Raw genomic sequence first — 25,072 nt, 5'->3', positions numbered from 1 at the left:
GGCGTGCCAAGAGCACAAGAAAATGGGCACCTCATTGGGTGCCCATTCGGTTTTTACGACGGTTCTCATCACCACTGTGTAACTCTCCGCTGAATAGGCTCGCGACGCAGTTGTTTCGGGACGCGCGCCTGCGCTATCCCGAGCGACCGACGAAGCCCGGCAGCCCGGCGGCCTCCGGCGAACTCGCCAAATAGCGTGCCCAGCCGATCTTGTCGGCGTAGTCGTCGGGGTCGGCTTTACGGATGTCTTCCAGGGTCATCTCCATGCAGTTCTTCTTGCACGTCAGTTGCTCGTCGAAGATCACGCGGGTGCGGAAGAAGCTGCCCCATTTGAACTCGGCGAAGATGGCGTTGTTCGGATCCTTGACGTAGCCGTAGTTTTCGCGCACCAGCCACGACAGACTGCGGTAGAGGTCGTTGTCGAGGTCTTTGACGTGCTGTTTCAGAGTGTCGGGATTGCTCGGCCCGGCGCCCATGGCGTCGAAAGGGTACACCCAGTTGTTGGTGGCCATCGCTTTCCAGAAGTGTCTTCCTTCAATGCAACTCCAGTTGCGCGTGACCATGACCGGGACCTCCATGTCGCCTTTGGCACGCCACAGCGAGATGCTCAGATGGTGGTGGTCGATCAGGTAGTACTGGCCGTCGTTACCGATGATCACCGGGACGGCGCGCGGCAGGAGATAGTCTTCCAGCGCGCTGTCGCTCTTGTCCTTGATGTTCGCTACCTTGGCGTTCACTTCGTCCATGCCGACGGCGTTCTGGGTGGGCTTGAGATTACTGAGCTTGAGACGTCCCAGCGTACCTTGCGGGCTGTGTGCGTCGATTTTGGGGAGAAAACCGCATACCTCGTCATTCTTCTTGGACATTGATCGCTCCTGGTGTGGTGGGCGTCGTGGGTGGTTTGGGGAGGCTGCGTGCTGCCCGTCCAGGACTGCGCCCGGCGCTTGTGGAGACGGAGCCGGTTGCGGACTTTTTCGGTGCCGAGTTTGCAGCTCTCGAGATGTTATGCCGACACAGGCCGGAGATTCAACCCTGCGCCCAACAGCGGTTTCGACGATAATCTGCGCCTTGATGCTTGCGCTTCTCGCGCAGATGTAACCAGGTAACGAGGTAGTTCTCTCCAGCGAAGTGATGCAGCGAATGATAGATGCGACGGGTCCGCAGCGGCCGACCAGAGAAGAAATTGCGCAGCTCCCGCCTTTTGCCGGCCTGACCCTTGATCGCATTCATCTGCTGAAGACGCCAGCGCAGTTCGAGGCCGCGCGAGGCGCGATCCAGCGCGCTGCTTTCATCGGCTTCGATACCGAGAGCAAGCCGACTTTTGCCAAGGGTGAACTGGCCAGCGGGCCACACGTCGTCCAGTTCGCGCTGCGCGAACAGGCTTTCATCGTGCGCGTCGACGGCGAAGCGGCGTGCGAGTTCATCAAGAGCATCGTCGAATCAGACGCTGTCGTGAAGATCGGCTTCGGGCTCAAGTCGGATCGGGCGGTGCTGCTGAGCAAGCTTGGCGCCCGCATTCGGGCCATGGTCGATCTGGCGGACGCCTTGCGCAGGAAGGGTATTCGCCAGACGCTTGGCGCGAAAGCTGCGGTGGCGATGGTCCTGGGACAGCGCCTGCAGAAATCGCGCTCGGTCACGACGTCGAACTGGGCGCGCCAGGCGCTGTTGCCAAAGCAGTTGCTCTACGCGGCGAATGACGCTTATGCGGCTCTGGCGGTGTTTTACGCTCTCGACCTGCACCAGCCGCCGCTTCCCGTGGCTGATGAAACTTTCGAGTCTGCCGAGGCCGCCACGCCTGTCGAGTGAGTTCCGCCGCCTGCGGCACGGGGCGCCGTGGCCTTACTCGGCGTGGTACTGGCTGGCGTTCTTGCCTTTGAACGGTGCATAGAAAGCCTTGATGGCGGCGATGTCGGCATCGACGTCGCCGGTCGGCACGAAGATTTCTCCGAGGCCACTGATCTTCTTCTCGTAGTCCATGTAGGCCAGGACGATCGGTACCTGTGCGGTGACGGCGATGTGGTAGAAGCCGGTCTTCCATTCCCGCCGCTTGCTGCGCGTCCCTTCGGGCGGGACGATCAGTTGCACCGGGCCATCGGCGGCGGTGATCGCTGCCGCCGCAGCAGCGACCAGATTGTTGGCCGTCTCGCGCACCACGGGGATGCCGCCGAGCCACCTCATCAGACCGCGAAACGGTGGCCGAAAAATCTCCGCCTTGCCCATCCAGTAGATATTGAGCCGCAGGGCGAAGGCGACCATCAGGGTGTAGGGGAGGTCCCAGTTGCTGGTATGCGGCGCGGCGATCAACACGCTTTTGCTGGCGGCAGCCGGCAGGCTGCCCTCGATTTTCCAGCCGGTGATCTTCAGAAAGCTCACCGAGAAGGCGCGCAGCAGGGTGTTGACGATCGGCGTGCTGAAAATTGTGCGGTGCATGGGTCTGCCTGTTGGTTACGGCGCAAAGCAGCTTGCCGGATGGCCGACCCGCGCGTTTAAAACACCTGCTGCATTATCGCCTGTCGGGGCCTCTACTTGCGTGCAATAAATCCGTTCGCGGTGATCGCAAGAGCAGCGGGCGTCTGCCTGGTTGCGCGCCCACGCCGACGCCGGCGCTCCGCTAGGCGACCAGCTTCAAACCAAGGATGCCGGCGACGATCAGTCCGATGCAGAAGAAACGAGCCAGCGTTGCGGCGTCCTTGAACAGCACGATGCCGAGCGCGAAAGTGCCGACAGCGCCGATGCCGGTCCACACGGCGTAGGCGGTGCCCATCGGGATGCTCAGTTGCGCGTAGAGCAGTAGTGCGCCGCTGGCAAGCATGCAGACGCCAGCGAAGCTGATCCATCCCCAGTGCCTGCCGCGCTCGCTCTGTCCGAGTTTGAGCCCCAGCGGCCAGCCGCACTCAAAAAGGCCGGCGACGAGAAGTGCGATCCAGTCCATGGTCTTGGCGCCTATTTCGACGCGAGCTTGAGGCCGACGATGCCCGCGACAATCAGGCCAACGCAGAAAAAACGCTCGGTCGTTGCCGCTTCGCCGAAGAGGAGGATGCCGAGGACAAAGGTGCCGACGGCGCCGATGCCGGTCCATACGGCGTAGGCGGTGCCCATCGGAATCCGCTGCTGCGCGATCAGCAGCAAAGCACCACTGGCGGCCATGCTCATCGCCGCGAAGGCCAGCCAGCCCCACAGGGCGCCGCTCTCCGACCAGCCGAGCTTCAGCCCGACCGGCCAGCCGCACTCAAAAAGGCCGGCGACCAGCAGTACGATCCATTCCACCTTCGCTCCTCCGTCAGACCGGGTTTGCGGGATAAAGCTCGTCGAGCAGCTGGCGGGCGAGCTCGGTGATCAGCGGCCTGGCCGCAGTGGCGACCGTGCTCGGGGCCAGGCCGCTTGCGGCGACGCCAGTACGGGCGTCGCCACTTTCGCGGCTGCCCTCGCGGCCCGACCAGGTGGCGACCAGGGCTGTCCTGGCAGTGGCGACGGCCCGGCTCACCAGTGGCGGCCAGAACGCCGGATACTCGGTCTCTCGCCACTGGCCGCGTCCACGGCCGTAATGGGCGACGGCCAGGTAGCGCAATAGCGAGCTGACGACCAGTTCGCAGAGGAAGCTGTCGTCCCAGCGCAGGGTCGTGCCGCGGCGACCGCGCGCCATATTCACGCCGCGTGCAATCCCGGCGCCGCCGAGAGCGCCAACGACGGCGCCGGTAATCACGCCCGCGCCGAGCGTCAGTCCGGCGTGCGCGATGTCGACGCCGAGACCGGTCAGCGCACCGGACACCGCGCCGCTCATCAGCGCCGCCTTGCGTTCATTGACCGGCGCTTCGACCCTCACCGTCAGTGCGATGCGGCGCAGCAGTTCGTCGCTGGCGTGGCCTTCGAGTTCGTGAATGGCGATCAAGCGGTCGAGGCCGGCCTGCAGATCGCTGTCGATTCGCGCACCGAGCGCCTGCACGGCGTGCGCTTTGTCGTCCTTGGCGGTATCGTCGCTGGCCGTTGCGTCGCGACCGACACCCAGGGCTCGCTTGAGGTCGCGCAGCGTTCCCGTGAGGCGCGTCTCCGGCAATGTTTCGCGATCCAGAGCGGCGCGCGCCAGTGTCTCGGCCAACACCGCCATCGAGGCCTCGAACTGCAGCTCGCGGCGCAGCTGCCAGGCGCCGACCAGGCGTGCGTAGGCCTCCCCGCGTTCTGCCGGCAGCATCTTGCCGACTGTGTGCAGCAGGGTGATCTCCTGCACCCAGCAGCGTGCAAAAGCGTCCAGCGGCAGGACCGCCCGGACGACCTGATAGTTGGCCAGCAGGCTGCGCCAGCGCTCGTGTTCGGCCGCTTCCTCGGCGGCTGGCCGCGAGCGACCGGTCTGGTTGAGGAGGACGATGACCGGTTTGCCGATCCACTCGAGAACCGCCAGCTCGGGTTCCAGGTAACCGGCGTCGGCCGGCTCTTCAGAGGCGTTGAGCAGATAGAGGACGACGTCGGCCTGGTCGCGGACATTGCTCACCGCCTGCTGCGTAAACCACATCGAGCGATCACGAAAACGATCCCAGACTTGCCCGACGAACCAGCCGATGGGGTTGCCTTGCTGGCGCAGTCGTTTCGCGAGGCGGGCGCTGTCGCCAAATCCGGGCGTGTCCCAGAGCGTTAGTTCGTCGCCCTCGGGCGTGCTGATCAGCGAGTAGGCGCTGACGTCGACGGTGACGTGCGCCGCGTCGCGTACTTCGCCTACGTCGTAGCCGAGCAGCGTCCGTGCCAGGGTCGTCTTGCCGGCATTGGTATGTGAAATCAGCGACAGAGAGATACGACCTGCGCTCATGCGGAGCCCTCCAGACGGCGTTCGATCTCTTCCTGCGCCGCGCGCAGATCGGCCTGCGCGAGATCAAGGAAAGCCGGGGTGAGGCCGAGCTCGGCGAGATCGACGAGCTCGCTTCGCCAGGCGGCACGCCGCTGTTCGAGGCGTCGTGGATCCGGGTCGAAGCGGGCCCGCCACGGCGCCTCATCGACCAGCAGCAGTAGCGGCCCGGTACCCTCCCGGGCGCGCAGGGCACGAAGGAAGGCGCCCTGGGTTTCGCGCTCGGGGGTGGCGACCAGACTGAACAGCGCAATGACTGGAGCGCGGCCGCCGCCTTGCTCGAGCGCGGGCAGCGCCTCTTCTTCGCCATAGCTCACCGGCGTCGCCCACGCGATCTGTGCGTTGTCCCCGAAGACGCGTCCGAGCAGCCGCTGCAGCCCGGTCATTGTCGCCGTGGCTGGATGATAGCTGTAGGGGATCACGCTCAGATGAACCGGTCCGGCCTGGTAGCCGTGCAGCAGGCGCTGGTAATAGGGATCGTCAAAGTCGTCGAGCAGGCGGCTGCTGCGGTGCCGTTCGAGCAGGCCGCAGGCAATGCCGAGCGCGACGCGCGGCACGATAACGACGATGAACAGCGTCGCGGCGAGAAGATGCAACCATGGCGCGGCGTTTTCGCTGGGTGGCGAGACGCCGAAGCGGATTGCCGCCAAACCGTCGACGTCCGGCAGGACGCTGCCGGTGAGCCACAGCCCGGGTGCCAGCAGCACGCTCAGCAGGCGGTGCACCGCGTCGGCGCCAAGAAAAGTGCTCTCCCAGCCGGCGCGGTATTCGAAAGCGAGCCCACGCAGATAGAGGCCGGTGACGATGCCGGCGGCAAAAAGCGCCGCGGAGAAGTGCAACAGGCGCGCGACCCGTGCGGCGTAGAGCGGTGCGGCGATCTGGCTCCAGTCGCTCAGTAACCTGGGCTGGACGGGCGTGGGCATCAGCACCCCGCGTTGCTTTAGCCGGCGACCGCTGCCGGCCAGGAAGCCGACCAGCACGCGGCGCAAGGGGCCCGCTTCGTTGGCTGGCTTGCCGCCACGGCGCAAGCTGCTGACCAGGATCAAGAGATAGACCGCCAGATTCCAGGCAAGCAAGCCGAGTACCGGTGGCGCCAGCAGGTTGATGTTCTGGCCGGATCCGATGCGATCAATGAGTACGCCGGCGATAAAGGAGACCAGCATCACCAGTGCGCCGATCCAGCCCCGCCACCGCAAATTGTCGACCAGACGAACGAAACCGGGATCTCGCGGCCGTAAACGATCGAAAGCGAACTGGGCGCGGCAGGCGACGAATACGGCGGCTGGGGCGCCTTCCCCGACTGCTTCTGCCGCTGCCTGGCTGGACCAGGAACGGTCCTCGTCGGTCCAACTTTGCCGCTCCGCGTCGACGCTCTCGACGGCGCGCACCGCAGTGGTCAGCAGGACGTCGCGTTCATTCATCGGCGGGCGGGATCAGAAAGGAAGTGAGGGAGGGAACGCGGAGGAAGGGAACGCGGGCTGTTATGAGCGGGGCGTTTTCGGAGCGTAGGCGTGCACACCGGCGAGAGTGTCTCTGGCCACGGCAGCCCTGTCAACCGCAGAACGCTGCCACTTGTTGCCGTGCTTTGCTGCAAGCCATGCCGTCACCTGCCTGAAGATTTTGTCGTTTTCGAGAAATCTGTCATGCTCTTTCCCGTTACCTTCCTACCAATCAGTGATTCGAGGTTTCCGCGTGCCCGTGCATCGCCCCGTCATTATCAGCATCGCCATGCTGCCGCTAGTCCTTGCTGGCTGTGCCTTCCCATTTTTCCAGCAGCCTTCGTCGATCGTTTCCGTCCCACAACCGGGTATCACCAGCGAGGGTGGACAGCTGCAGATTCCGCTCGGTAGCGGGGTCTACTTCTGTGAGCTCGGGCGTAGCGTGCTGGTGCAGCGCAATGCACAAAACATTCGCATGATCGAGCTTGAGTGGCAGGGCAAGCAGCGAACCTTGCTGCGCTACGACTCGAGCTCGGGCCTGCCTCGCTACGAGGATCGGCAGCATGGCTTGCTATGGATCGATCTGCCCTGGAAGAGCGTCTTGATGGACGCCAAGACCGGCCGCCCTCTGGCTAACGAGTGCAAGCTGAGCTAGCAGCCGGTCGCTTCTTCCTTGGTCGGGCGACAAGGGTGGCCTCGGACGTCGAGCCAGCAGGACCGATGTTCCCCACCTTGAGCACTTGCAGTTCCCTGGGCATTTCCGGAACCTGACCAAACAGGTCACTGAGTTCGGCTGGACAAGGTCGGCTGAAGGCCGCGGTATTGGCGCCGACGACCTCACCAGCGAGGTTCTTTCCCTCAGCCAACATTGATGCTCACGACCTTTGGAGTCCCCGCCTCCCGCTTGGGTAACTCCACCCGTAACACGCCATTCTTGTAGCTGGCACGGGCTTGGTCGGCCTTGACCGGCACCCGCAGGGGTACCGCTCTGCGGAAACTGCCATAGGCGCGCTGCATTACCCGCCAGCGGCCTTCACTGCTTTCCCGCTCAAAGCGCTTTTCGCCGGTCACCAGCAAACTGTCGTCGTGGATCTGGATGTCCAGGTCTTCCTTCTCCATTCCGGGCACCTCCAGTCGAATTACCAGGCGTTTGTCATCCTCGAACATATCGCCACCGAGCATCGACCAACCCATGGTCGGCAGGTAGGCGTCATCGTCTACCTCGGCGCGCGCCGGCATGTTGGTCTTCTCGCCGGGGTTGAAACGAGTGAGTGCTTCGGCGGCAGACTGCCGGAGATGGCGCCAGCCCTCCGCCATGTTGTCCCAGAAACTTCCCAGGTTTTCTTTCAGCGTGTCCAGTTTCATTCTTCACCTCCATCGTCGATGAACAGCGTTGCCGGGGCGGGCGCGGCAGCGCACCGCCCCTTCGTCGCTCAGGCAAGCCTTACCTCGATTTTCCGCGGCTGCGCGTGTGCTACTTTCGGGATGCGCAGCTTGAGCACGCCGTGATTGAACTCGGCGCCGACTTTCTCGGTGTCCAGTTCCTTGGAAAGCGTGAACACGCGGCGATAGCGCGGCAGGTTCACTTCGGCATGACTCGATTCCATGCCTTCCGGTATCGTCAGTGTCACTTCACCTTCGATGGTCAGCGTGCCGGCCTCGATCTGCAGGCCCAAACGTTCCTTCGGCACGCCCGGTAGGTCAGCACAGAGTGTGATGCCATTTGCGTCTTCAATGACATCCACCGGTGGCAGCAGGGCGCTATCGCTGCGACTGGTTTCGGCTTGTTTGGTGACAGCGGTGTTGTCGGTCATCTTTGTTCTCCTTACTGAATGATGATACGTTGCGGCTGAGCGGCTTCCTTTCGGGGCACTGTGATATGGAGGACGCCATCACGATACCGGGCTTCCACGGCGGTCGTGTCGACATCGTCGGGAAGTGTCACCACCCGGCGGAAACGTCCGGCAAAACGTTCGTCGATATGCGCAGTGGCTTTCTCTGGCAGCGCATCCAGCTGGCGCTCTCCGGCCACCGTGAGGACGCCTTTTTCAACCTGAACCTCAAGGCTTTCGGGAGCAATGCCCGGCGCAAAGGCGTAGATCTCGACGGATTTCGGGGTGCCGCCCACGTTCATGGCGGGAAAGCCACGCGTCAGGCCACGAATACTCGGAGAAATCTCAAAATTCTGCTGAATCTCACGTTGCAGGCGATCCAGGTCCGCGAACAAGTCGCGCGGGAAAAGCGAACGATAGAGCATTTCTTGACCTCCTGTAGTGTCAATGTCAGGCAGCAGGAGCGCCGCCTTCACAACCAATTTGTGTGCACCTCCGCAAACTTCAAGGCCTTGAATTTCACGCCGCCGACCCGATTAGAGTCTGATAAGCGTGCACTCCGCGCCAAACGAATGGGACGCAAGAACGCTTTTCAGCGCCGTGAGATGGTTGCCCTCACCATGGCAGCAGTAGTGAGCCAGGATTTCTTCGAGGCGCTCGGACACGGTCGGTGGCGCAGCCCGTGCACTGCCATTCAGACGACGGATGAATACTGCCAAGCAGGATCAGCACATGAACAATAGCGACCACCCGACTCTGGCCGCGGCGATGATTCTGGGCCAGGTGGCGTCCACCGGTCTTGCGCGTGGGCCAGCCATGCTATGTGACTGCGCAAGGCGGTCGACCGCCATTCCGTGAAGGGAGGTGAGCGAGGCCGAGGCGCGCATGGAAATGGTCCGTTTCGATGCCGCCGTCGTCGCCGCCGAAGGCGAACTGCTGGCCATTCAGGATAGAGTTCGCCGTACGCTCGGAGAGGACGAGGCGGAGGTTTTCGAGGTACAAATCCTCCTCATGCGCGACGTGGAGCTGCGCGATGCGGTCCGCGCGCTATGCTTCGACAAGCGCATGAATGCCCAGGCGGCCGTGGACGAAGAGATAAAGCAGCTGAGCGTCCTCTTCGCCAGCCTCGACGATGCTTACTTCCGTGAGCGAGCAAGCGATCTGCATGACGTCGGCAGGCGTCTGCTCGACCAGCTGGCCCAGGGTGGGCAGCCGATTTCGCCGGAACTGCCGGACGGATGCGTAGTGGTCACCAGCGATTTGCTGGCGTCCGTTGTCGCTCAGTTGGAAGGCCGAAGCGTACGCGCATTGATCGTCGAGAAAGGCGGCCTGACCACGCACGCCACGATACTTGCACGCTCCCTCGGCATCCCGATGCTCGTGCATGTCCCGAACGCCTGCGAACAGATTCGCAACGGCGACCTGGTGATCGTCGACGCCCTGGCTGGACGGATTTTCCTGAATCCCGAAGCGGAGGTAGTCGATAAGTACGCGCAACTGCAGGTCGACCTGCAGGTCCACAGGAGCGCCTTGAAGGACCTGGTCGACCTGCCGGCCATCACCCTCGACGACGTTGCCATCAAGCTCAGTGCCAATGTCGGGCAGACGGCTGACGCCGTCGCCGCGGCAAGCGTAACGGCCGAAGGTGTCGGGCTGTATCGCACCGAGTTTGTCTTCATGGTGCAGGATCATTTTCCTTCGGAGGACGAGCAGTACAACTTCTACCGCAGCACGGCGGAACATCTGCCGCCAGGCGAAACCGTGATCCGCGTTCTCGATGTGGGCAGCGACAAGCCGCTCAACTATTTTCCGCTGCCACGTGAAGGCAATCCGGCGCTCGGTTGTCGGGGCATGCGGCTCCTGTTCGCCAACCCGACGATCCTGCATTCGCAGCTGCGGGCCATACTGCGCTTGAGCGCCTCGCATCCGGTGGCGATTCTTCTGCCGATGATCGATGGGCTGGACGAACGGCGTGCCGCCAAGGCCGCCATCAAACAGGTCAAAGCCGATCTCGCCACAGCGGGCCAGTCATTCAACCCTCGCATTCGCATCGGTACCATGATTGAGACGCCATCGGCCGCGATCCTTGTCCGGCAACTCGCCGACGAGGTCGACTTTTTCAGTGTCGGCAGCAACGATCTGGTGCAGTTTCTGCTGGCCGCCGACCGGATAAGTGAGGAGATGGTGTCCACCTATGACCCGCTGCATCCGGCAGTCATCCAAGTCCTGGCCAGGCTGGTGCGCACTGCCGCGAGAAAGGGCAAGCCCATCTCGCTATGCGGCGAGATCGGCAGTGATCCCGTCTATACGAAGCTCCTGATCGGCTTGGGATTCCGTAGCTTGAGCGTCAGTCCCGGTCGGCTTCTCGACATCAAACACGCGATTCGATCCACGCGCTGGTGCGACGCCGAAGATCTGGCCCGGCGGGTTCTGCAATCGAGTTCCACGTCGGACATCCGGGCGCTGGTACTGGACGATTGGCATCGCCGCAGTCCGGTGCCTTCGCCCCCAGTCGAGCCGCGGACATCGGCTCGCCATTCTTGAGCACACCTTTGTGCTGGACGAGTTTCGCGGCCGTGGCATTAGCGCCGTGCTGGCCGGCATCGCTCTCGACGATGCGCGCCAGCAGGGTTTGAAGTTTGTTCCCAGCTGTTCGTACCGGGTCGGCTTCATCGAACGCAAGCCGGGGTATGCCGATCTGGTCGAATGCCAGGAAGAAGCAAGAGACTGATGAACCGGATTTATTCGAAGCAGCTTGGCTACCGTCGGCCTACCATGGGCGGCTACCAAAAGCTTTTGAAAACTGATCAGCGATGTCCTTGCGCGTCGGGCGATGGTTCTGCCCGCCGCGATGAGCGATCTTGATGGCACCCATGACGGCGGCAAGCCGACCGGTTTTCTGCCAGTCCCAACCGGCGGCAATTCCGTACAGCAGCCCGGAGCGGTAGGCATCACCGCAGCCGGTGGGGTCGACGACGGTAGCGGCCTGAACACAGGGAATGTCGTGGCAGACGCCCTTGCTGTAAATCTGCGAGCCTTCGCCACCGAGGGTGACGATCAGCGCTTCGACCTCGTCGGCGAGTCGTTCGATCGAGCGGTTGCTGCGGTCGCAGAGCAGCTTGGCTTCGTAATCGTTGAAACAGGCATAGGTGGCCAGTTGCATGAAGTTCATCAGCTCGTCACCGGAAAACATTGGCAGCCCCTGGCCGGGATCGAAAACGAAGGGGATGCCCGCCGCTGCGAGGTCGTGCGCGTGCTGCAGCATGCCGTCGCGGCCGTCGGGAGCAACAATCGCAAGGGTCGCGGCAGCTACGTCGGCGACCTGATTGAGGTGTGAGTAGCTCATCGCGCCGGGGTGGAAGGCGGTGATCTGGTTGTCGTCGAGGTCGGTGGTGATGAATGCCTGGGCGGTGAAGCTGCCGGCAATCCGGCGCACGTGCGCCCGTGACAGGCCAAGATCGTCAAGGCGCAGCAGATACGAGTCGGCGTCGTCGCCGACCGTGGCCATGATCAGTGGTTCGCCGTTCAGCAGCTTCAGGTTGTAGGCAATATTACCGGCGCAGCCACCGAACTCGCGGCGCATTTCGGGAACCAGAAAAGCAACGTTCAGGATGTGAATCTGCTCGGGCAGGATGTGATTCTTGAAACGATCATGGAAAACCATGATGTTATCGAAGGCGATTGAGCCGCAAATGAGTGTCGACATGGATTTTCCGGGAAGCTGAGTCGAGATTAAGAAAAACGCCTGCCGCGAGGATCGTGAATCAACAACGAATGCTCACGGGTAAAAGACGTAAAGCCGGTAGCCCGCAGCGTCGACCTCATTGGCCTCCAGCCACAGGCGAACTTCGACGGCGGCGTTGGCGGCGAACGATTTCTCGGCGAGCTGTGCCGGCGTGAGGTACTCGTCGGCCGTGAAAACGCGCCGTACGATGGCCTTGTCGGCGGTGTCGGTGAGCGTCAGTTCGATCGCCGGGTAGGCTTGGGCGTAGCCGGCCCGGTTGCGCAGCGTCGCCTGCAGCGTCAGCAGCTTGTTTCGTCCCGGGTCGCTCTGCAGATCCGAGGCTTCGATGCTGACCAGCTCGACGTCTCGCGGGAGGGGAATATCGGTGCCCAGAGCGGCGCTCAGCGCGGCCAGTGCCGGCCGAGTGCTGGGGGTGGTGAGGGCGATGACGCCGCGGAAATGAAAAATCGCCTGGCCGACCAGGGTCAGGGTCAGGAGGATGATGGCGATCACAAAGGGCGCGGCCAGCGCCTTGCCGGCGACCGGGGGGACGGGCTGGCTTATCGTCCCTTCCAGCCAGCGATCGTAAGCCAGCACTTCCTTGTTCTGACTCGCGCGGAGGCCGTGCTCGGCGTCGCCGATTGCCGAGACTTCGGTGACTTCTGCGACGGTCGCCGCCCGGTCGGCGGTGATCGGTGGCGCATCGGCTGCTGGGCTGCTGGGTCCGCTCGTCGCAAAACGGTCGGGGATGGTGTGCTGCGCCGGGTGCTGAGCAGGGTGAGTTCGCTCGGCGATGCGCTCGAGTGCGTGCGCAGAGAAGAAAGGCTCGCTGCGGCCGAGGGGCTCGTAGCTTGTCGGCGCGGGTTCGTCACCGACATCCGTTTCTGCGCCCTTTTCGCTCTCGTCAGCGTCCGTCTCGTCGCGCAGCAGCATGGCGACGGTTGGGGTCGGTGGCGTCTCTTCCTCGCTGTTTGGCGGCCGCGGTGTCGGGGTGGAGAGCGAGGCCTGCGTTCGCGGCGGCGTTTCCCGGTGAAGCAGGGTTTCCGAGGCGAACGGAGCATCCGTCGGTGTCAGGACCGGTGCAACGATGATCGCTTCGGCGTCGTCGAGCAGGCTGTCCAGAGCGTTGAAAACCCGTCGGCATTGTCCGCAGCGGACTTTTCCGGCGCGCGCCTTGAGTTGCTCGGAGGTGACGCGAAAAATTGTCCGGCAGTCCGGGCAGCAGGTCTTCATCGGCTAGTCCTTTACGCCGGCCAGGCACACCCAGCCATCGCGGGTGTCGGCGACGCGCAGCACCAGGTAGGGTGCATAAGCGGCGACCAGCTGCTCGGTCTGCTCGGCGAGGATTCCGGACAGGGCCAGGCGACCGCCGCGACGCACGTGCCCGCAGATCGCGGGTGCCAGCACTTTCAGCGGATTGGCCAGGATATTGGCGACGACGATGTCGAATTGCCCCTGCAGGTCGTGTTCCGAGTCCTGGAAGCGCACCGCGACGCCATTGCGCTCGGCGTTGCTGACCGATGCCAGCACGGCCTGTGGGTCAATGTCCACCCCAACCACGTCGTTGGCGCCGAGGCGGCCTGCGGCAATGGCCAGGATGCCGGAACCGCAGCCGTAGTCGAGGACCGAGCTGGCCGGCATAACGCAGCCTTCGAGCCACTCCAGGCACAGACGCGTGGTGGGGTGCGAACCGGTGCCGAAGGCCATGCCGGGATCGAGGACCAGAACAATGGCCTCCGGATCGGGCGCGTCGTGCCATGAGGGAACGATCCACAAACGCCCCGAGATGCGAATCGGTTCGAATTGCGCCTGCGTGACTTGTACCCAGTCCTGCTCGGCGACTTCTTCCTGGGAAAAAGTCGCGGCCTCTTCGAGGCCGGCCCGCTCCGCGCAGACGTTGACCAGTCGTGCGCCATCGGTGTCCGGCTTGAGCAGGGCGACGACGCGCGAGCGCTCCCAGCCTGGGCGGGTGATCGATCCGGGCTCGCCGAATTGCGGCGTTTCGTCGGCGGTGCCGGCGTCGGCATCCTCGATGCTGACGGCCAGCGCTCCTTCTTCAAGGAGCGCGTCGGCCAAGGCCTCCGCGTGCAGGCAGTCGGTTTGGATACTGAGAGATAGCCAGGCCATCGATGATCGGCGCCGTTCAGCCGCCCTTCTTGAGCTCGTTCTTGGCGGCCAGCCGGTGTTCGAGATAGTGGATGCTGGTACCGCCGTCCATGAAACCGGCGTCGTGCATCAGTTCCTGATGAAGGGCGATGTTGGTCTTGATGCCTTCGATGCTCATTTCCGAAAGTGCCGTGCGCATGCGGCGAATCGCCTGGTCGCGAGTGTCGCCGTAGGAAATCACCTTGGCGACCATCGAATCGTAGTGCGATGGCACCGTGTAGCCCTGATAAATATGCGAGTCCACGCGGATACCGGGCCCGCCGGGCGGGTGATAGACGCTGATTTTGCCGGGTGAAGGAACGAAGGTGAACGGGTCTTCGGCGTTGATTCGGCATTCGATGGCGTGGCCGCGGAAAGCCAGATCACGCTGTTTGAAGCGCAGTCGCTCGCCGTCGGCAATACGGATCTGCTCGGCGACCAGATCGATGCCACTGATCAACTCGGTGACCGGATGTTCGACCTGAATACGGGTGTTCATCTCGATGAAATAGAACTCGCCATTCTCGAAGAGGAATTCGAAGGTTCCCGCACCGCGATAGTTGATGCGCCGACAGGCTTCGGCACAACGCTCACCAATGCGGGCGATGTGGCGGGCGGCTATGCCGGGAGCAGGCGCTTCCTCAATGATCTTCTGATGACGACGCTGCATCGAGCAATCACGCTCGCCGAGGAAGACGGCGTTACGGAAACTGTCGGCAAGCACCTGGATTTCGATGTGGCGCGGATTCTCCAGGTACTTTTCAAGATAAACGTTCGGGTTGCCGAAGAAATTCTGAGCTTCGGTGCGGGTCATGGTGACGGCGTTGAGCAGCGCCGCTTCGGTGTGCACGACGCGCATGCCGCGTCCGCCCCCGCCCCCGGCCGCCTTGATGATCACCGGGTAGCCGACTTCCTTGGCCAGGCGCAGGATCTCTTTGGGATCTTCCGGTAAGACACCCAGCGAACCAGGAACACAGGGAACTTCGGCTGCGCGCATGGCTTCCTTGGCGGAGACCTTGTCGCCCATCAGGCGGATGGTTTCCGGGCGCGGGCCAATGAAAACAAAGCCTGAAGATTCAACGCGCTCGGCAAAATCCGCGTTTTCCGAAAGAAAGCCGTAGCCGGGATGAATGGCTTCTGAATCAGTGACTTCGGCCGCCGAAATGATCGACGGGATGTTGAGGTAGCTGAGCGCTGACGGTGGTGGACCGATGCACACCGATTCATCGGCGAGCCTGACGTACTTGGCGTCGCGATCGGCTTCCGAGTGCACCACGACGGTCTTGATGCCGAGTTCGCGGCAGGCGCGCTGGATACGGAGTGCGATTTCGCCGCGATTGGCAATAAGGACTTTTCCGAACATGACGGAAGACTCCCTTAGCCGATGACGAATAGCGGCTCGCCGTATTCGACGGGTTCGCCATTCTCGACCAGAATGGCCTTCACCGTACCCGCGCGATCGGTCTCGATCTCGTTGAGCAATTTCATTGCTTCAATGATGCACAGTGTCTCGCCGGCTTTGACGACGCTGCCAAGCTGGACAAAAGCCTCGGCTCCGGGACTGGCTGCGCGGTAGAAAGTGCCGACCATCGGTGCCTTGACCACGTCGCCTTCCGGAAGCGTGGGTTCGTCAGTCGGGGTGACGGTGACCGTTGCCGGTGCGGCGGCCATCATTTGCGCCGGCGTGGCCATCGACAGCGCGTAGGCCTGATGAGCCATGGCGCCGCCGTTTTTTACGATGCGGACCTTTTCCTCGGCGTCGTTGATCTCGAGCTCGGTGATGCTCGACTCCTCGACGAGATCAATCAGCTTCTTTAACTTGCGTAGATCCATTAATACTCTCCGGATGAAGATACTCTTTCGCGGCCAGGGGCCACGATCGCCAGACTAAGTTTTGCTCGAAAGCTCACTCAGCAGAAACCTTGCTCAGCAGGTATTCGAGCGCCAGCAGATAACCCTCGCTGCCAAGGCCGGTGATGACGCCAATCGCCAGATCGGAAAAGTACGAGTGGTGGCGGAAAGCTTCGCGTGCGTGCACATTGGAGAGGTGGACTTCGATAAAAGGGATGCCGGTACCGGCAATGGCGTCGCGCAGAGCGACGCTGGTGTGTGTGTAAGCCGCTGGATTGACAATCATGTAACTGACGCCTTGCTGGCCGGCGGCGTGCACACGCTCGATCAGCGCTCCCTCGTGGTTGCTCTGAAAGGACTCCAGGTTGACACCCGCGCTCTCGGCGCGCTTGGCCAGGGCCAGATTGATCTCGGCGAGAGTGGTCGAACCGTAATGCTTGGGTTCGCGGGTGCCGAGAAGGTTGAGATTCGGGCCGTGCAGGACGAGCAGGCGCGGCGAATCCGACTCCTTGTCGTTTTCCGCTGTAGCGTGCTTTTGCGTCTTCATGGCCGCAAGTTTGCCGCAAATGGGCGCATTTTGTCCAGCAACACGTCGTCAGCGGGCGGTCAACTTGCGGAGAAAATCGTCCAGTTCGTTCTCCGACAAGGTCCCCAATCGGAGCAGCCGCCCGGCACCGTCTTGATCGAGAACGACGGTGTAGGGAAGGCTGAGCGTCGAATTACCGAATCGGCTGGCCAGCTCAATGCCCTTGGCGCCACCAATCAACAACGGGTAGGCCACTGGATGGCGTTCGGAAAAAGCCTGCACGCTGGCGGCGGAATCCAGCGCGATACCGACGAATTGCACTCCTTGAGCCGCGTGCGCCTGCTGCAGGCGCGAAAAAGCCGGCATTTCCTCGCGGCAGGGGGGGCACCAGCTGGCCCAGAAATTGACCACCAGGGTCTTGCCACGCCATTGTGAAAGCGCTTGCGGCACACCTTTCTCGTTGTCAAGCGTGCTGGCAAAAAAGTGCGCGACGGCGTCGCCCGGGAGCGTTGCAAAAGCGTGCTGGATGGTCTCGGAACGTTGCGCAACGGTGTACATGGCAGCGAGTAAGGCGACGAAAGCGGCAAAAAGCCCGAACAGAAATCCCTGGCCTTTGCTCATGCTGCCGATATTCCATTGCCGGCCAGTAGCTTGAGTACCTTGGCCAGGCGTGCACGCTCGCGAATGCGGCCATCGCGCGTCTTGAAGCTCACTCGCTCGTCATCGCGTGGGTAGACCACCAGGTTGGCGACCACGCCGTCAATGAACAGGGTCAGTACCGCCTCGGCGCGATCGGTGCGCGGCGCGCTGTGGCGGTAGCTGATGCGCTCGTTGAGCAGAAAAATCTCGACATCCTTGGCGCTATCGGTGAACAGCTGAATGTCGATCTCGGCATAGCGGCCGGCGGTGCCGTCGAGCACCGAACCGCTGAGGTAGGGGTTGAAGCGCTGCACGGTGCTCATCAGCCGCGCCGCGATGCCCAACAACTGCATGCGTCTGGCCTCTTGTTCGTCTTCCTGAAAGAGGTGCTGGTAGGTTCGCAGTTCGGCCTCTACTTCAACGTCGTCGGGCATCGCTGCGCTGTCCGGCAAGCCGAGGCTGCGCGCCGCCTTGCGTTTGGCGAGTGCCGCGGAGGCGATACCGTCTTCGGCCATTAGGCGCGCGGCGATTTTGGCGATATGGCTGCGCTGCTGGGGGGGGCGCTGACGTTCCTGTCGGCTGCTCATCAAAGCGTTCCGGTGGGGCTTGGCGGTTTCGAAGGGCAAGCGGGGTAGTGGCGGGTAGTCGTGGAGTCGTGGGGGCAGGCAAGGGAAGGCAGGGCGTCGCCAGAGGTACAATCGCGCCTTCCTCGGCACAATTTTAACTTGGATCGGCTAAATGCATATTCATATCCTCGGCATTTGCGGCACCTTCATGGGTGGTCTTGCCCAACTGGCGCGCGCGGCAGGACACCGCGTAACTGGCTGCGACAGCAGCGTCTACCCACCGATGAGCACGCAGCTCGAAGCGGCGCAGATTGAACTTGTCGAAGGCTACGATGCGGCACAAATCGCTTTTGAGCCCGACTGTTATCTGGTTGGCAATGCGATCTCCCGCGGCAATCCGCTGCTCGAGGAGATCCTCAACCGCGGTCTGCCTTATCTCTCGGGGCCGCAATGGTTGGCCGAGCATGTCCTGAAAGGGCGCTGGGTGCTGGCCGTCGCCGGGACGCACGGCAAGACCACGACGGCCGCCATGCTGGCCTGGATTCTCGAGCATGCCGGCCTGAGCCCCGGCTTCCTGATCGGCGGCGTGCCAAGGAACTTCAGCGTTTCGGCGCGGCTGCCCGGGGACGACAGCAACTCGCCATTCTTCGTGATTGAAGCCGACGAATACGATAGCGCCTTCTGCGACAAGCGATCGAAGTTCATCCACTACTCTCCACGCACGGCGATCCTGAACAACCTTGAGTTTGATCATGCCGACATCTTCGCCGATCTGGCGGCGATCGAGACGCAGTTCCACCATCTGGTGCGCACCGTGCCGGGCAATGGCCTGCTTCTGTCGAATGCCGCCGAGGCCAGTCTGGAACGGGTCCTGGCGCGCGGCTGCTGGACGCCGGTCGAACGCTTCAACGACCCGCAAGGCTGGCATGTCGATGGCGATGACGCCACCGGCTCCCTGCAGCTGTGGCAGGGTGAGCAAGCAATCGGCAGCGTGCAATGGGCGCTGAGCGGCGCGCACAATCGGCTCAACGCGCTAGCCGCCCTGCTGGCAGCCAGGCACGTCGGGGTGGCGTTCGCGCAGGGCCTGGCGGCGCTAGCCGTTTTCGAAAACGTCAAACGGCGTATGGAGTTGCGCGGTACGGTTCGCGGCGTCGCGGTTTACGACGATTTTGCGCACCATCCGACGGCGATCGCAAGCACCCTCACCGGTTTGCGGCGCAAGGTGGCTGGGGCGCGTATTCTGGCCGTTCTCGAACCGCGTTCGAACACCATGAAACTGGGCGTGATGACGGCTTTGCTGCCAGCCAGCCTGGCCGACGCCGACCAGGTTTTCTGTTACGCGGCCAATCTCGGCTGGGATGCCGCCGAAGTGCTCGCCCCGCTGGGCGAGAAAGCCATCGTCGAAGCCGAGCTGGAGCAGCTGGTGGTGCGGATTGCCGGCAGCGCACGCCCCGGTGACCAGGTGCTGGTGATGAGCAACGGCGGTTTTGGGGGCATTCACGAGAAGCTGCTGGCCGCGCTCGCGGCCTGAGCGATCAGCGCAGGAGGTGATCGGCGAGCAGCGCGGCGAACAGCAAGGTCAGATAGATGATCGAATAGCGAAAGGTCAGCCTTGCCAACTTGTCGCTGTAGTCCCGCCAGAGGGTGACGCTGTAGAGCAGAAAGATGCCGTCGAGAATCAGCGCTGCCGCCAGATACCAGGGACCACTCATGCCCAGCGTATAGGGCAGGATGGTCGCGCCGGTGAGCATCACCACGTAGAGCAGGCTGTGCAGGCAGGTCAGGCGGATGCCGTGGGTAACCGGCAGCATCGGCAGGCCGGATTTGGAGTAGTCGGCACAGCGGTAACAGGCCAGCGCCCAGAAGTGCGGCGGCGTCCAGATGAAAATTATCAGAAACAGGACCAGCGCTTCGGCGCCGACCTGGCCGGTGATCGCAGCCCAGCCGAGCAGTGGCGGCATGGCGCCGGAGGCGCCGCCGATGACGATGTTCATCGGCGTCGCCGGTTTCAGCACTACCGTGTAGATCACCGCATAGCCGAAAAAAGTGGCCAGCGTCAGCCACATGGTGAGCGGATTGACGAAGGCGTGCAGAATCCACAAACCCAAGCCGCCGACCAGAGTTGCCAGGGTCAACGTTTCTCGTGCCGACACTTCTCCACGCGCCGTTGGGCGGGCGCGCGTTCGCGCCATGCGGGCATCGATTTCCTGCTCGATCAGGCAGTTGATCGCCGCTGCCGCGCCAGCGACCAGGGCGATGCCGACCGAGGCGGCGACAAAGAGCCCGAACGGCGGGAATGAAGGGGCAGCCAGAAACATGCCGATCATCGCGGTGAACACGATCAGGCTGTTGACGCGCGGCTTGCACAACTCGAAGAAAGCCGCCAGGCGTTGCCCGGGCGAACGCCGGGAGCTGGTGCTGATCACTGCCATATTGCTTTCCTGTCGCTTTCCTGTTTCATCGTCCCACGGTCATGAGATGACCGTTTTCCTCTTTTCCGGACCTTCTCCCGCAGGGGGGAGAAGGGAGGTTCGTGAGTCGCGTACGCGATTTTGACAACAAGCCATCGTCCAGCGTGCCTGTCGCTCGCGACTCTGCGCCGGCCACGCCGCTGGCGAATCATGCCATCACCGCCGAAATCAGTCACCTGCCTGCCGGCTAGGGTCTTTCACTGACGATGGCCTGGAGCGATGGCTGGCCCGTTCACCCAGCAAAGTGGAGACTGATCAGGACGTAGTCGACGAATAGCAGAATGGCGAACGGAACCATCGCCCACAGCCACTGCACCGTCCCGGTTGGCCCCGAAAACCTGTTCACCTGATCGCCACTGCCTTTGCGGTGCTTGGCCATCGAGTAGATGGTGATCGCAAAGATCACCACGAAGAGCACGGTAAGGAAGAACATGAAATAGCCGTGCATCGGCAGCGGTTCACGGCCAGCCGCATTGGCGAACGCCGTGCTGGCGGTCGCATCGGCGCGTGCCAGTGCCGGAGCTGCTAGCGTAAGCAGGCCCGACCAGAAAATTTTCGCCCGTAGGCAGAAACGGTGCAGCATTTTCAAAAAACGCTCTCCTCAGAGAGTTCTCTCCGGCCGCAGTGCGCCCAGGTTCTTCTTCAGCTCGTTGCCGAGCGTCCTCTTTTGTTCTTCCGACAGCCAGCGGCCGACTTCGACTTCCTTGCCATGTGAGCGGATCAGCAGGCGGTGCTGCTGCTGTCCCGGAGGCTGATCAAACTGCAACTGTGCCCAGTATGGATGGAAGGTATGGCGCTGCAGCAGTGTGCCGCGGCGTGTCTCTATCGTCAGGCGCTCCGCTTCGAGGGTGATTCTCTCGAAATCCTCGGCGGTCGCGTCGATCTGCCGCAGGGCCCACCACAGTAGAGCCAGCTCAAGTCCGGTAAAAGGAAGGACCGGCCAGGCGCCGAAATACGAGAAAGCGATGGCGATGGCAGCCAACCAGGCCGCGGTGGCAAGAAACACCCACTTGCGTTCGCTAAACGACAGCGAGCAGTCGCGGCGGGCCTCCCAAGTCTGCGCTGTCGCTGTCCGTGCCGCAACCACGCTCATCGATTCCTCCCGAATGCGCAGGGCCCAGGAGCGCCCCGGCGGGGCTTGACGCAGGACAGGGTATCAAGCGGGAAATTCTACCACGGGGCCCGGCGCGCTTGGCAAGGTGAACACCCAACTTGATGATTATATGCGCCTTCATATGGCATTGCGCGGTCTTGTCGTGGGTTTGCCCGCGCCTTTCATCAGGTATGGCCTGTCGAGCCACTGTTTCGTCTGGCGGTCCGTCATGGGTCGCAGCAAGGCGGGTGTCACGCGGGCGGTCGCCATTTTTTCGGTTGAACATTGATCCATATCAAGTGGAGTATGTTAACCTCCGCGCTTGGTGAGCCACTGGAACGGAGCCCGCTCGGGTTCATTTTGGTACGTTTTCGAGAATGTCAGGGGCTGGCGCCGATGCTCTGCCACACGGCGGGCGCGGAAGCTGGCGGGGAAAGGGAGAAAATGGCACGAAACTCAAACAGCAATCGCGGCAGCAATCATCTGCGACGTGGATCCACCGGGCTGTTCATTGCGGGATTGCTCGGCTTGTTCAGTGGCGCTGCGAACGCCGCCTGGGAACTCAATCTGCAGGAGCCGGTCACCGCTGTTGCTCGCCGCGTCTACGAGCTGCACACGCTCCTGTTGTGGGTGATCGTGGTCATTTTCGTCGGCGTTTTTGCGGTCGTCGCCTATTCGCTCGTTTATCACCGCAAGTCCAAGGGTCACAAGGCGGCTGAGTTTCCACGACAACACGACTGTCGAACTGGCGTGGACCATCGTGCCGGCGCTGATCCTGGTGGCGATAGCCTTCCCGGCGACCTCAGCCCTGGTCGACATGCGCGACACCTCGGAGCCCGATCTGACGGTCAAGGTCACCGGCTATCAGTGGAAGTGGGGTTACGAATACCTTACTGGCGATGCTGCCGGCGTCAAGTACATGAGTGTGCTGTCCACTCCGCGGGAGCAGATCGAGAACAAGGCCCCCAAGGGCGAGCATTACCTGCTGGAAGTCGATCGCCCGCTGGTGGTGCCGGTCGGCAAGAAAGTGCGCATTCTCACGACAGCCAACGATGTGATTCACAACTGGGCGGTGCCGGCATTCGCCGTCAAGACCGATGCCGTGCCGGGATTCCTCCGCGACACCTGGTTCCGGGCCGAGAAGGAAGGCACCTACCGCGGCCAGTGTTCCGAGCTTTGCGGCAAAGACCACGGTTTCATGCCGGTGGTCGTCGAGGTCGTATCCGAGGAAAAGTACGCGGCCTGGGTTGGCGAACAGAAGCAACAGCTAGCTGCCGTCGCCGAGGATCCGAACAAGGTCTGGGCGCTTGATGAACAGCTTGCCCTGGGCGAGAAGGTCTACACCACCAACTGTGCGGCCTGCCACCAGGCAAACGGCGCCGGCTTGCCACCTGCCTTTCCAGCGCTGGACGGTTCGAAGATCGCCACGGGGCCCAGGGAGGCACATATCGAGATGGTTCTCAAAGGCAAGGCTGGTACGGCCATGGCTGCTTTCGGAGAACAGTTGAGCGATACCGATATTGCCGCCGTTGTCGCCTACGAGCGCAACGCATGGAACAACAAACTCGGTGAAGTCATCCAGCCCGCCGAAGTCAAGGCGCTTCGCGGCAAGTAATCGCGCCACAGGCCATCAGGAGAATCCGATTATGCAAGCCACGTCACACACCGGTTACGCCGGCCACCATGACCACGATAGCCACGGGCACCCGACGGGTTGGAAGCGCTGGGTGACCACCACCAACCACAAGGACATCGGTTCGATGTACCTGTGGTTCAGCTTCGTGATGTTCCTCGTCGGCGGCGCGATGTCGCTGATCATTCGCGCCGAGCTCTTTTCACCGGGGCTGCAGTACGTGTCGCCGGAGTTCTACAACCAGATGCTGACATTGCATGCGCTGATCATGGTCTTCGGTGCGATCATGCCGGCTTTCGTCGGCTTCGCCAACTGGATGATTCCGATGATGATCGGGGCCTCGGACATGGCCTTCGCACGGATGAACAACTGGAGTTTCTGGTTGTTGCCGCCGGCAGCGATTCTGTTGACCGCCTCGATCTTCGTTCCCGGTGGCGCGCCTGGCACCGGCTGGACCCTGTACCCGCCACTGTCGATCCAGATGGGCATGGGCATGGACATGGCCATTTTCGCGGTGCACATCCTCGGCATGTCGTCGATCATGGGTTCGATCAACATCGTCACCACCATCCTCAACATGCGCACTCCCGGCATGACGCTGATGAAAATGCCGCTGTTCTGCTGGACCTGGCTGGTGACGGCCTTCCTGCTGATTGCCTCGATGCCCATCCTGGCCGGTGCGGTGACCATGTTGCTGACCGACCGCCACTTCGGCACCAGCTTCTTCAGTGCTGCCGGTGGCGGTGATCCGGTGCTCTTCCAGCACATTTTCTGGTTCTTTGGACACCCCGAGGTGTACATCATTGCCTTGCCGGCTTTTGGCGTCGTCTCGCATGTGATCCCGGCCTTCTCGCGCAAGCCGCTGTTTGGCTATGTCTCGATGGTCTACGCGATTGCCGCGATCGGCTTGATCTCGTTCTTTGTCTGGGCGCACCACATGTACGTGACCGGTATTCCGCTGACCGGCCAGCTTTACTTCATGTATGCGACGATGCTGATCGCGGTGCCGACCGGGGTAAAAGTGTTCAACTGGGTCACCACCATGTGGCGCGGCTCGCTGACTTTTGAAACGCCAATGCTGTTTGCCCTGGGTTTCCTGGTGCTGTTCACCATCGGCGGGCTGACCGGCCTGGTGCTGGCGATGACCGCGGTGGACATTCAGTTGCAGGACACCTATTACGTTGTCGCTCACTTCCACTACGTGATGGTTGCTGGTGCCCTTTTCTCCGCCTACGCCGGCCTGTACTTCTGGCTGCCGAAGTGGACCGGGCACATGTACAACGAAACCCTCGGCAAGTGGCATTTCTGGCTGTCGATGATTTTCTTCAACATCGCCTTCTTCCCGCAGCACTTCCTCGGTCTGGCCGGCATGCCGCGACGGATTCCGGACTATGCGCAGCAGTTCGCCGATTTCAACGTCATTTCCGGCATCGGCGCCTTCGGCTTCGGCTTCAGCCAGCTGCTGGTGCTGGTCATCGTCTTCCAGACCGTCAGGGGCGGCGCTCGTGCGGCGAGTCGGCCCTGGGATGGGGCGCACGGGCTGGAATGGACCGTGCCCTCACCGGCGCCGTATCATACCTTTGAAGATCCGCCGCATTTTGATCAGGCCGAGGCGCACGGATGACTCGTGACCCCTCACCCGAGCAGGGCAACCGGCGCATCGCGATCGGTCTGGCTTTTTTCGCGGCCGCTGTTTTTCTGAGCTACATCATCCGGCAGTGGCTGGGCGGCACGTGAATCCTGTGCTGCACCCGCCTGCGACGGCGCCCGCGACTGTGACTGCGCGGTTGCCGTCGCCGCGGACCGGAAAAAACCGGCGCCTGGCCCTGATTCTGCTGACGATAGTGCTCGGCAGCCTGTTTTTTGTATCCTTGCAGCCGGGCCTGTACAAGGCTTTTTGCGAGTGGACCGGGCTCTATGATATTGATCGTGCGCAGGAAGTCTCTGCGTCGGCGATCCCGGGTCGGCCGATCACGCTGCAGTTCGATGCCAACAGTCATGACGGAGCGCTGCTTTTCCGTCCCCAGACGCCGATTCTGCCGGCCAAGACCGGCGATATCGTGCACGTCGTGTATCGCGTCGAGAACACGCGCGACCACACGGTGATAGGCCAGGCGGTGCCCAGTTACGGGCCGCAGTACGCGGGTAGTTATGTCAAGAAGCTGGATTGCTTTTGCTTCAAGCAGCAGACTTTTGCGCCGCGCGAGGTGCGTGAAATGCCGGTCGTCTTCTTCCTGGATACTCGGCTGCCCGAAGAGGTGAACACGGTTACGCTTTCGTATACTTTTTTCGAGGTACCGGTGGAAAGCCGGAAGTGAGC

30 protein-coding genes are annotated in these 25,072 nt (G+C 62.4%); 9 read left to right on the top strand and 21 right to left on the bottom strand.

Translation table 11 applies throughout. The features are described 5' to 3' along the window. Positions 1-133 precede the first annotated feature (133 nt). Positions 134-865, bottom strand: a complete 732-nt coding sequence (locus tag V5B40_RS23690; protein ID WP_332356859.1) for a ParB/Srx family N-terminal domain-containing protein — start codon at positions 863-865, stop codon at positions 134-136. Positions 866-1,139: 274 nt separating this feature from the next. Between V5B40_RS23690 and V5B40_RS23685 the strand changes: the two genes are divergently transcribed. Further along, positions 1,140-1,805 carry a 3'-5' exonuclease domain-containing protein 2 gene (locus tag V5B40_RS23685; RefSeq protein WP_332356858.1) on the top strand — a complete coding sequence of 222 codons (666 nt, stop codon included), beginning with the start codon at positions 1,140-1,142 and terminating at the stop codon, positions 1,803-1,805. Between the two features lie 33 nt (positions 1,806-1,838). On the opposite strand, the gene V5B40_RS23680 is transcribed toward V5B40_RS23685, so the two are convergent. The 5 genes from V5B40_RS23680 to V5B40_RS23660 form a co-directional block, all read right to left on the bottom strand. Then, positions 1,839-2,429: a 1-acyl-sn-glycerol-3-phosphate acyltransferase gene (locus tag V5B40_RS23680; RefSeq protein ID WP_332356857.1), complete on the bottom strand. Its 591-nt coding sequence runs from the start codon at positions 2,427-2,429 to the stop codon at positions 1,839-1,841. Between the two features lie 181 nt (positions 2,430-2,610). Next, positions 2,611-2,931 (bottom strand): DMT family transporter, encoded by a 321-nt coding sequence (locus V5B40_RS23675; RefSeq protein ID WP_332356856.1) that lies wholly within the window; start codon positions 2,929-2,931, stop codon positions 2,611-2,613. Positions 2,932-2,942: 11 nt separating this feature from the next. Next, positions 2,943-3,266: a DMT family transporter gene (locus V5B40_RS23670; protein WP_332356855.1), complete on the bottom strand. Its 324-nt coding sequence runs from the start codon at positions 3,264-3,266 to the stop codon at positions 2,943-2,945. A gap of 13 nt (positions 3,267-3,279) precedes the next feature. Next, positions 3,280-4,797 carry a DUF3482 domain-containing protein gene (locus V5B40_RS23665; protein ID WP_332356854.1) on the bottom strand — a complete coding sequence of 506 codons (1,518 nt, stop codon included), beginning with the start codon at positions 4,795-4,797 and terminating at the stop codon, positions 3,280-3,282. Next, positions 4,794-6,254: a DUF2868 domain-containing protein gene (locus V5B40_RS23660; RefSeq protein ID WP_332356853.1), complete on the bottom strand. Its 1,461-nt coding sequence runs from the start codon at positions 6,252-6,254 to the stop codon at positions 4,794-4,796. The genes V5B40_RS23665 and V5B40_RS23660 overlap by 4 nt, the downstream gene beginning before the upstream one ends. 307 nt (positions 6,255-6,561) lie before the next feature. On the opposite strand from V5B40_RS23660, the gene V5B40_RS23655 reads away from it, so the two are divergent. Next, positions 6,562-6,927 carry a hypothetical protein gene (locus tag V5B40_RS23655; protein WP_332356852.1) on the top strand — a complete coding sequence of 122 codons (366 nt, stop codon included), beginning with the start codon at positions 6,562-6,564 and terminating at the stop codon, positions 6,925-6,927. 203 nt (positions 6,928-7,130) lie between these two features. Here the strand turns inward: V5B40_RS23655 and V5B40_RS23650 are convergent, their stop codons facing one another. From V5B40_RS23650 to V5B40_RS23640, 3 genes are all read right to left on the bottom strand, one after another. Beyond that, a complete protein-coding gene (locus tag V5B40_RS23650) occupies positions 7,131-7,637 on the bottom strand; it encodes an Hsp20/alpha crystallin family protein (RefSeq protein ID WP_332356851.1) in 507 nt (168 codons plus the stop codon). Positions 7,638-7,705: 68 nt separating this feature from the next. Next, on the bottom strand, positions 7,706-8,086 hold the full coding sequence (locus V5B40_RS23645; protein WP_332356850.1) for an Hsp20/alpha crystallin family protein: 381 nt from the start codon (positions 8,084-8,086) through the stop codon (positions 7,706-7,708). An 11-nt stretch (positions 8,087-8,097) separates the two neighbouring features. Beyond that, the gene (locus V5B40_RS23640) at positions 8,098-8,529 is read right to left on the bottom strand and encodes an Hsp20/alpha crystallin family protein (protein WP_332356849.1); all 432 of its coding nucleotides are present in this window, start codon (positions 8,527-8,529) and stop codon (positions 8,098-8,100) included. Positions 8,530-8,968: 439 nt separating this feature from the next. Between V5B40_RS23640 and ptsP the strand changes: the two genes are divergently transcribed. Beyond that, positions 8,969-10,648, top strand: a complete 1,680-nt coding sequence (gene ptsP / locus V5B40_RS23635; RefSeq protein WP_332356848.1) for a phosphoenolpyruvate--protein phosphotransferase — start codon at positions 8,969-8,971, stop codon at positions 10,646-10,648. Between the two features lie 10 nt (positions 10,649-10,658). After that, positions 10,659-10,835: a GNAT family N-acetyltransferase gene (locus tag V5B40_RS23630; protein WP_332356847.1), complete on the top strand. Its 177-nt coding sequence runs from the start codon at positions 10,659-10,661 to the stop codon at positions 10,833-10,835. A 39-nt stretch (positions 10,836-10,874) separates the two neighbouring features. On the opposite strand, the gene V5B40_RS23625 is transcribed toward V5B40_RS23630, so the two are convergent. The 8 genes from V5B40_RS23625 to V5B40_RS23590 form a co-directional block, all read right to left on the bottom strand. Next, positions 10,875-11,810 (bottom strand): carbohydrate kinase family protein, encoded by a 936-nt coding sequence (locus tag V5B40_RS23625; protein ID WP_332356846.1) that lies wholly within the window; start codon positions 11,808-11,810, stop codon positions 10,875-10,877. 72 nt (positions 11,811-11,882) lie between these two features. Further along, positions 11,883-13,061, bottom strand: coding sequence for a DUF3426 domain-containing protein (locus V5B40_RS23620; RefSeq protein WP_332356845.1), 1,179 nt, complete (start codon positions 13,059-13,061; stop codon positions 11,883-11,885). Between the two features lie 3 nt (positions 13,062-13,064). Continuing rightward, positions 13,065-13,955: a 50S ribosomal protein L11 methyltransferase gene (prmA, locus tag V5B40_RS23615; protein ID WP_332356844.1), complete on the bottom strand. Its 891-nt coding sequence runs from the start codon at positions 13,953-13,955 to the stop codon at positions 13,065-13,067. Between the two features lie 16 nt (positions 13,956-13,971). Continuing rightward, on the bottom strand, positions 13,972-15,336 hold the full coding sequence (gene accC, locus V5B40_RS23610) for an acetyl-CoA carboxylase biotin carboxylase subunit (RefSeq protein WP_332356843.1): 1,365 nt from the start codon (positions 15,334-15,336) through the stop codon (positions 13,972-13,974). Between the two features lie 14 nt (positions 15,337-15,350). Further along, complete coding sequence (gene accB, locus V5B40_RS23605; protein ID WP_332356842.1) at positions 15,351-15,806, bottom strand: acetyl-CoA carboxylase biotin carboxyl carrier protein; 456 nt, start codon at positions 15,804-15,806, stop codon at positions 15,351-15,353. 73 nt (positions 15,807-15,879) lie between these two features. Beyond that, positions 15,880-16,371, bottom strand: coding sequence for a type II 3-dehydroquinate dehydratase (gene aroQ, locus V5B40_RS23600; protein ID WP_332356841.1), 492 nt, complete (start codon positions 16,369-16,371; stop codon positions 15,880-15,882). A gap of 48 nt (positions 16,372-16,419) precedes the next feature. After that, positions 16,420-16,971, bottom strand: a complete 552-nt coding sequence (locus V5B40_RS23595) for a TlpA family protein disulfide reductase (RefSeq protein ID WP_332356840.1) — start codon at positions 16,969-16,971, stop codon at positions 16,420-16,422. Next, positions 16,968-17,576 carry a hypothetical protein gene (locus tag V5B40_RS23590; protein ID WP_332356839.1) on the bottom strand — a complete coding sequence of 203 codons (609 nt, stop codon included), beginning with the start codon at positions 17,574-17,576 and terminating at the stop codon, positions 16,968-16,970. The genes V5B40_RS23595 and V5B40_RS23590 overlap by 4 nt, the downstream gene beginning before the upstream one ends. Before the next feature lie 151 nt (positions 17,577-17,727). Here V5B40_RS23590 and mpl point away from each other — a divergent pair, with 151 nt between their 5' ends. Further along, positions 17,728-19,086, top strand: a complete 1,359-nt coding sequence (gene mpl / locus V5B40_RS23585) for a UDP-N-acetylmuramate:L-alanyl-gamma-D-glutamyl-meso-diaminopimelate ligase (RefSeq protein WP_332356838.1) — start codon at positions 17,728-17,730, stop codon at positions 19,084-19,086. A gap of 4 nt (positions 19,087-19,090) precedes the next feature. On the opposite strand, the gene cyoE is transcribed toward mpl, so the two are convergent. The 4 genes from cyoE to V5B40_RS25355 all read right to left on the bottom strand — a co-directional run bounded on the left by cyoE (position 19,091) and on the right by V5B40_RS25355 (position 21,878). Next, complete coding sequence (cyoE, locus tag V5B40_RS23580; RefSeq protein WP_332356837.1) at positions 19,091-19,987, bottom strand: heme o synthase; 897 nt, start codon at positions 19,985-19,987, stop codon at positions 19,091-19,093. A 271-nt stretch (positions 19,988-20,258) separates the two neighbouring features. Next, entirely contained in the window at positions 20,259-20,609 is a 351-nt protein-coding gene (locus tag V5B40_RS23575) for a cytochrome c oxidase subunit II transmembrane domain-containing protein (RefSeq protein WP_332356863.1), read from the bottom strand. Between the two features lie 18 nt (positions 20,610-20,627). Beyond that, the gene (locus tag V5B40_RS23570; protein ID WP_332356836.1) at positions 20,628-21,119 is read right to left on the bottom strand and encodes a DUF2244 domain-containing protein; all 492 of its coding nucleotides are present in this window, start codon (positions 21,117-21,119) and stop codon (positions 20,628-20,630) included. A 456-nt stretch (positions 21,120-21,575) separates the two neighbouring features. Continuing rightward, complete coding sequence (locus V5B40_RS25355) at positions 21,576-21,878, bottom strand: hypothetical protein (RefSeq protein ID WP_434735908.1); 303 nt, start codon at positions 21,876-21,878, stop codon at positions 21,576-21,578. On the opposite strand from V5B40_RS25355, the gene coxB reads away from it, so the two are divergent. From coxB to V5B40_RS23550, 4 genes are read left to right on the top strand one after another with little or no spacing between them, the layout of a single operon-like run. After that, positions 21,778-22,734: a cytochrome c oxidase subunit II gene (coxB, locus tag V5B40_RS23565; RefSeq protein WP_434735907.1), complete on the top strand. Its 957-nt coding sequence runs from the start codon at positions 21,778-21,780 to the stop codon at positions 22,732-22,734. The two genes, V5B40_RS25355 and coxB, sit on opposite strands and share 101 nt — an antisense overlap. 31 nt (positions 22,735-22,765) lie before the next feature. Beyond that, complete coding sequence (gene ctaD, locus V5B40_RS23560) at positions 22,766-24,376, top strand: cytochrome c oxidase subunit I (protein ID WP_332356835.1); 1,611 nt, start codon at positions 22,766-22,768, stop codon at positions 24,374-24,376. Next, positions 24,373-24,489 (top strand): cytochrome oxidase small assembly protein, encoded by a 117-nt coding sequence (locus tag V5B40_RS23555; protein ID WP_332356834.1) that lies wholly within the window; start codon positions 24,373-24,375, stop codon positions 24,487-24,489. The genes ctaD and V5B40_RS23555 overlap by 4 nt, the downstream gene beginning before the upstream one ends. A gap of 38 nt (positions 24,490-24,527) precedes the next feature. Beyond that, the gene (locus tag V5B40_RS23550) at positions 24,528-25,070 is read left to right on the top strand and encodes a cytochrome c oxidase assembly protein (RefSeq protein ID WP_332356833.1); all 543 of its coding nucleotides are present in this window, start codon (positions 24,528-24,530) and stop codon (positions 25,068-25,070) included. The last annotated feature ends 2 nt before the right edge of the window (positions 25,071-25,072 follow it).

This window comes from Candidatus Accumulibacter meliphilus (assembly GCF_036625345.1).
GTDB classification, from domain to species: domain Bacteria; phylum Pseudomonadota; class Gammaproteobacteria; order Burkholderiales; family Rhodocyclaceae; genus Accumulibacter; species Accumulibacter meliphilus.
Note: the sequence above shows the minus strand (reverse complement) of the source record. Positions and strands in the feature narration are given on the sequence as shown.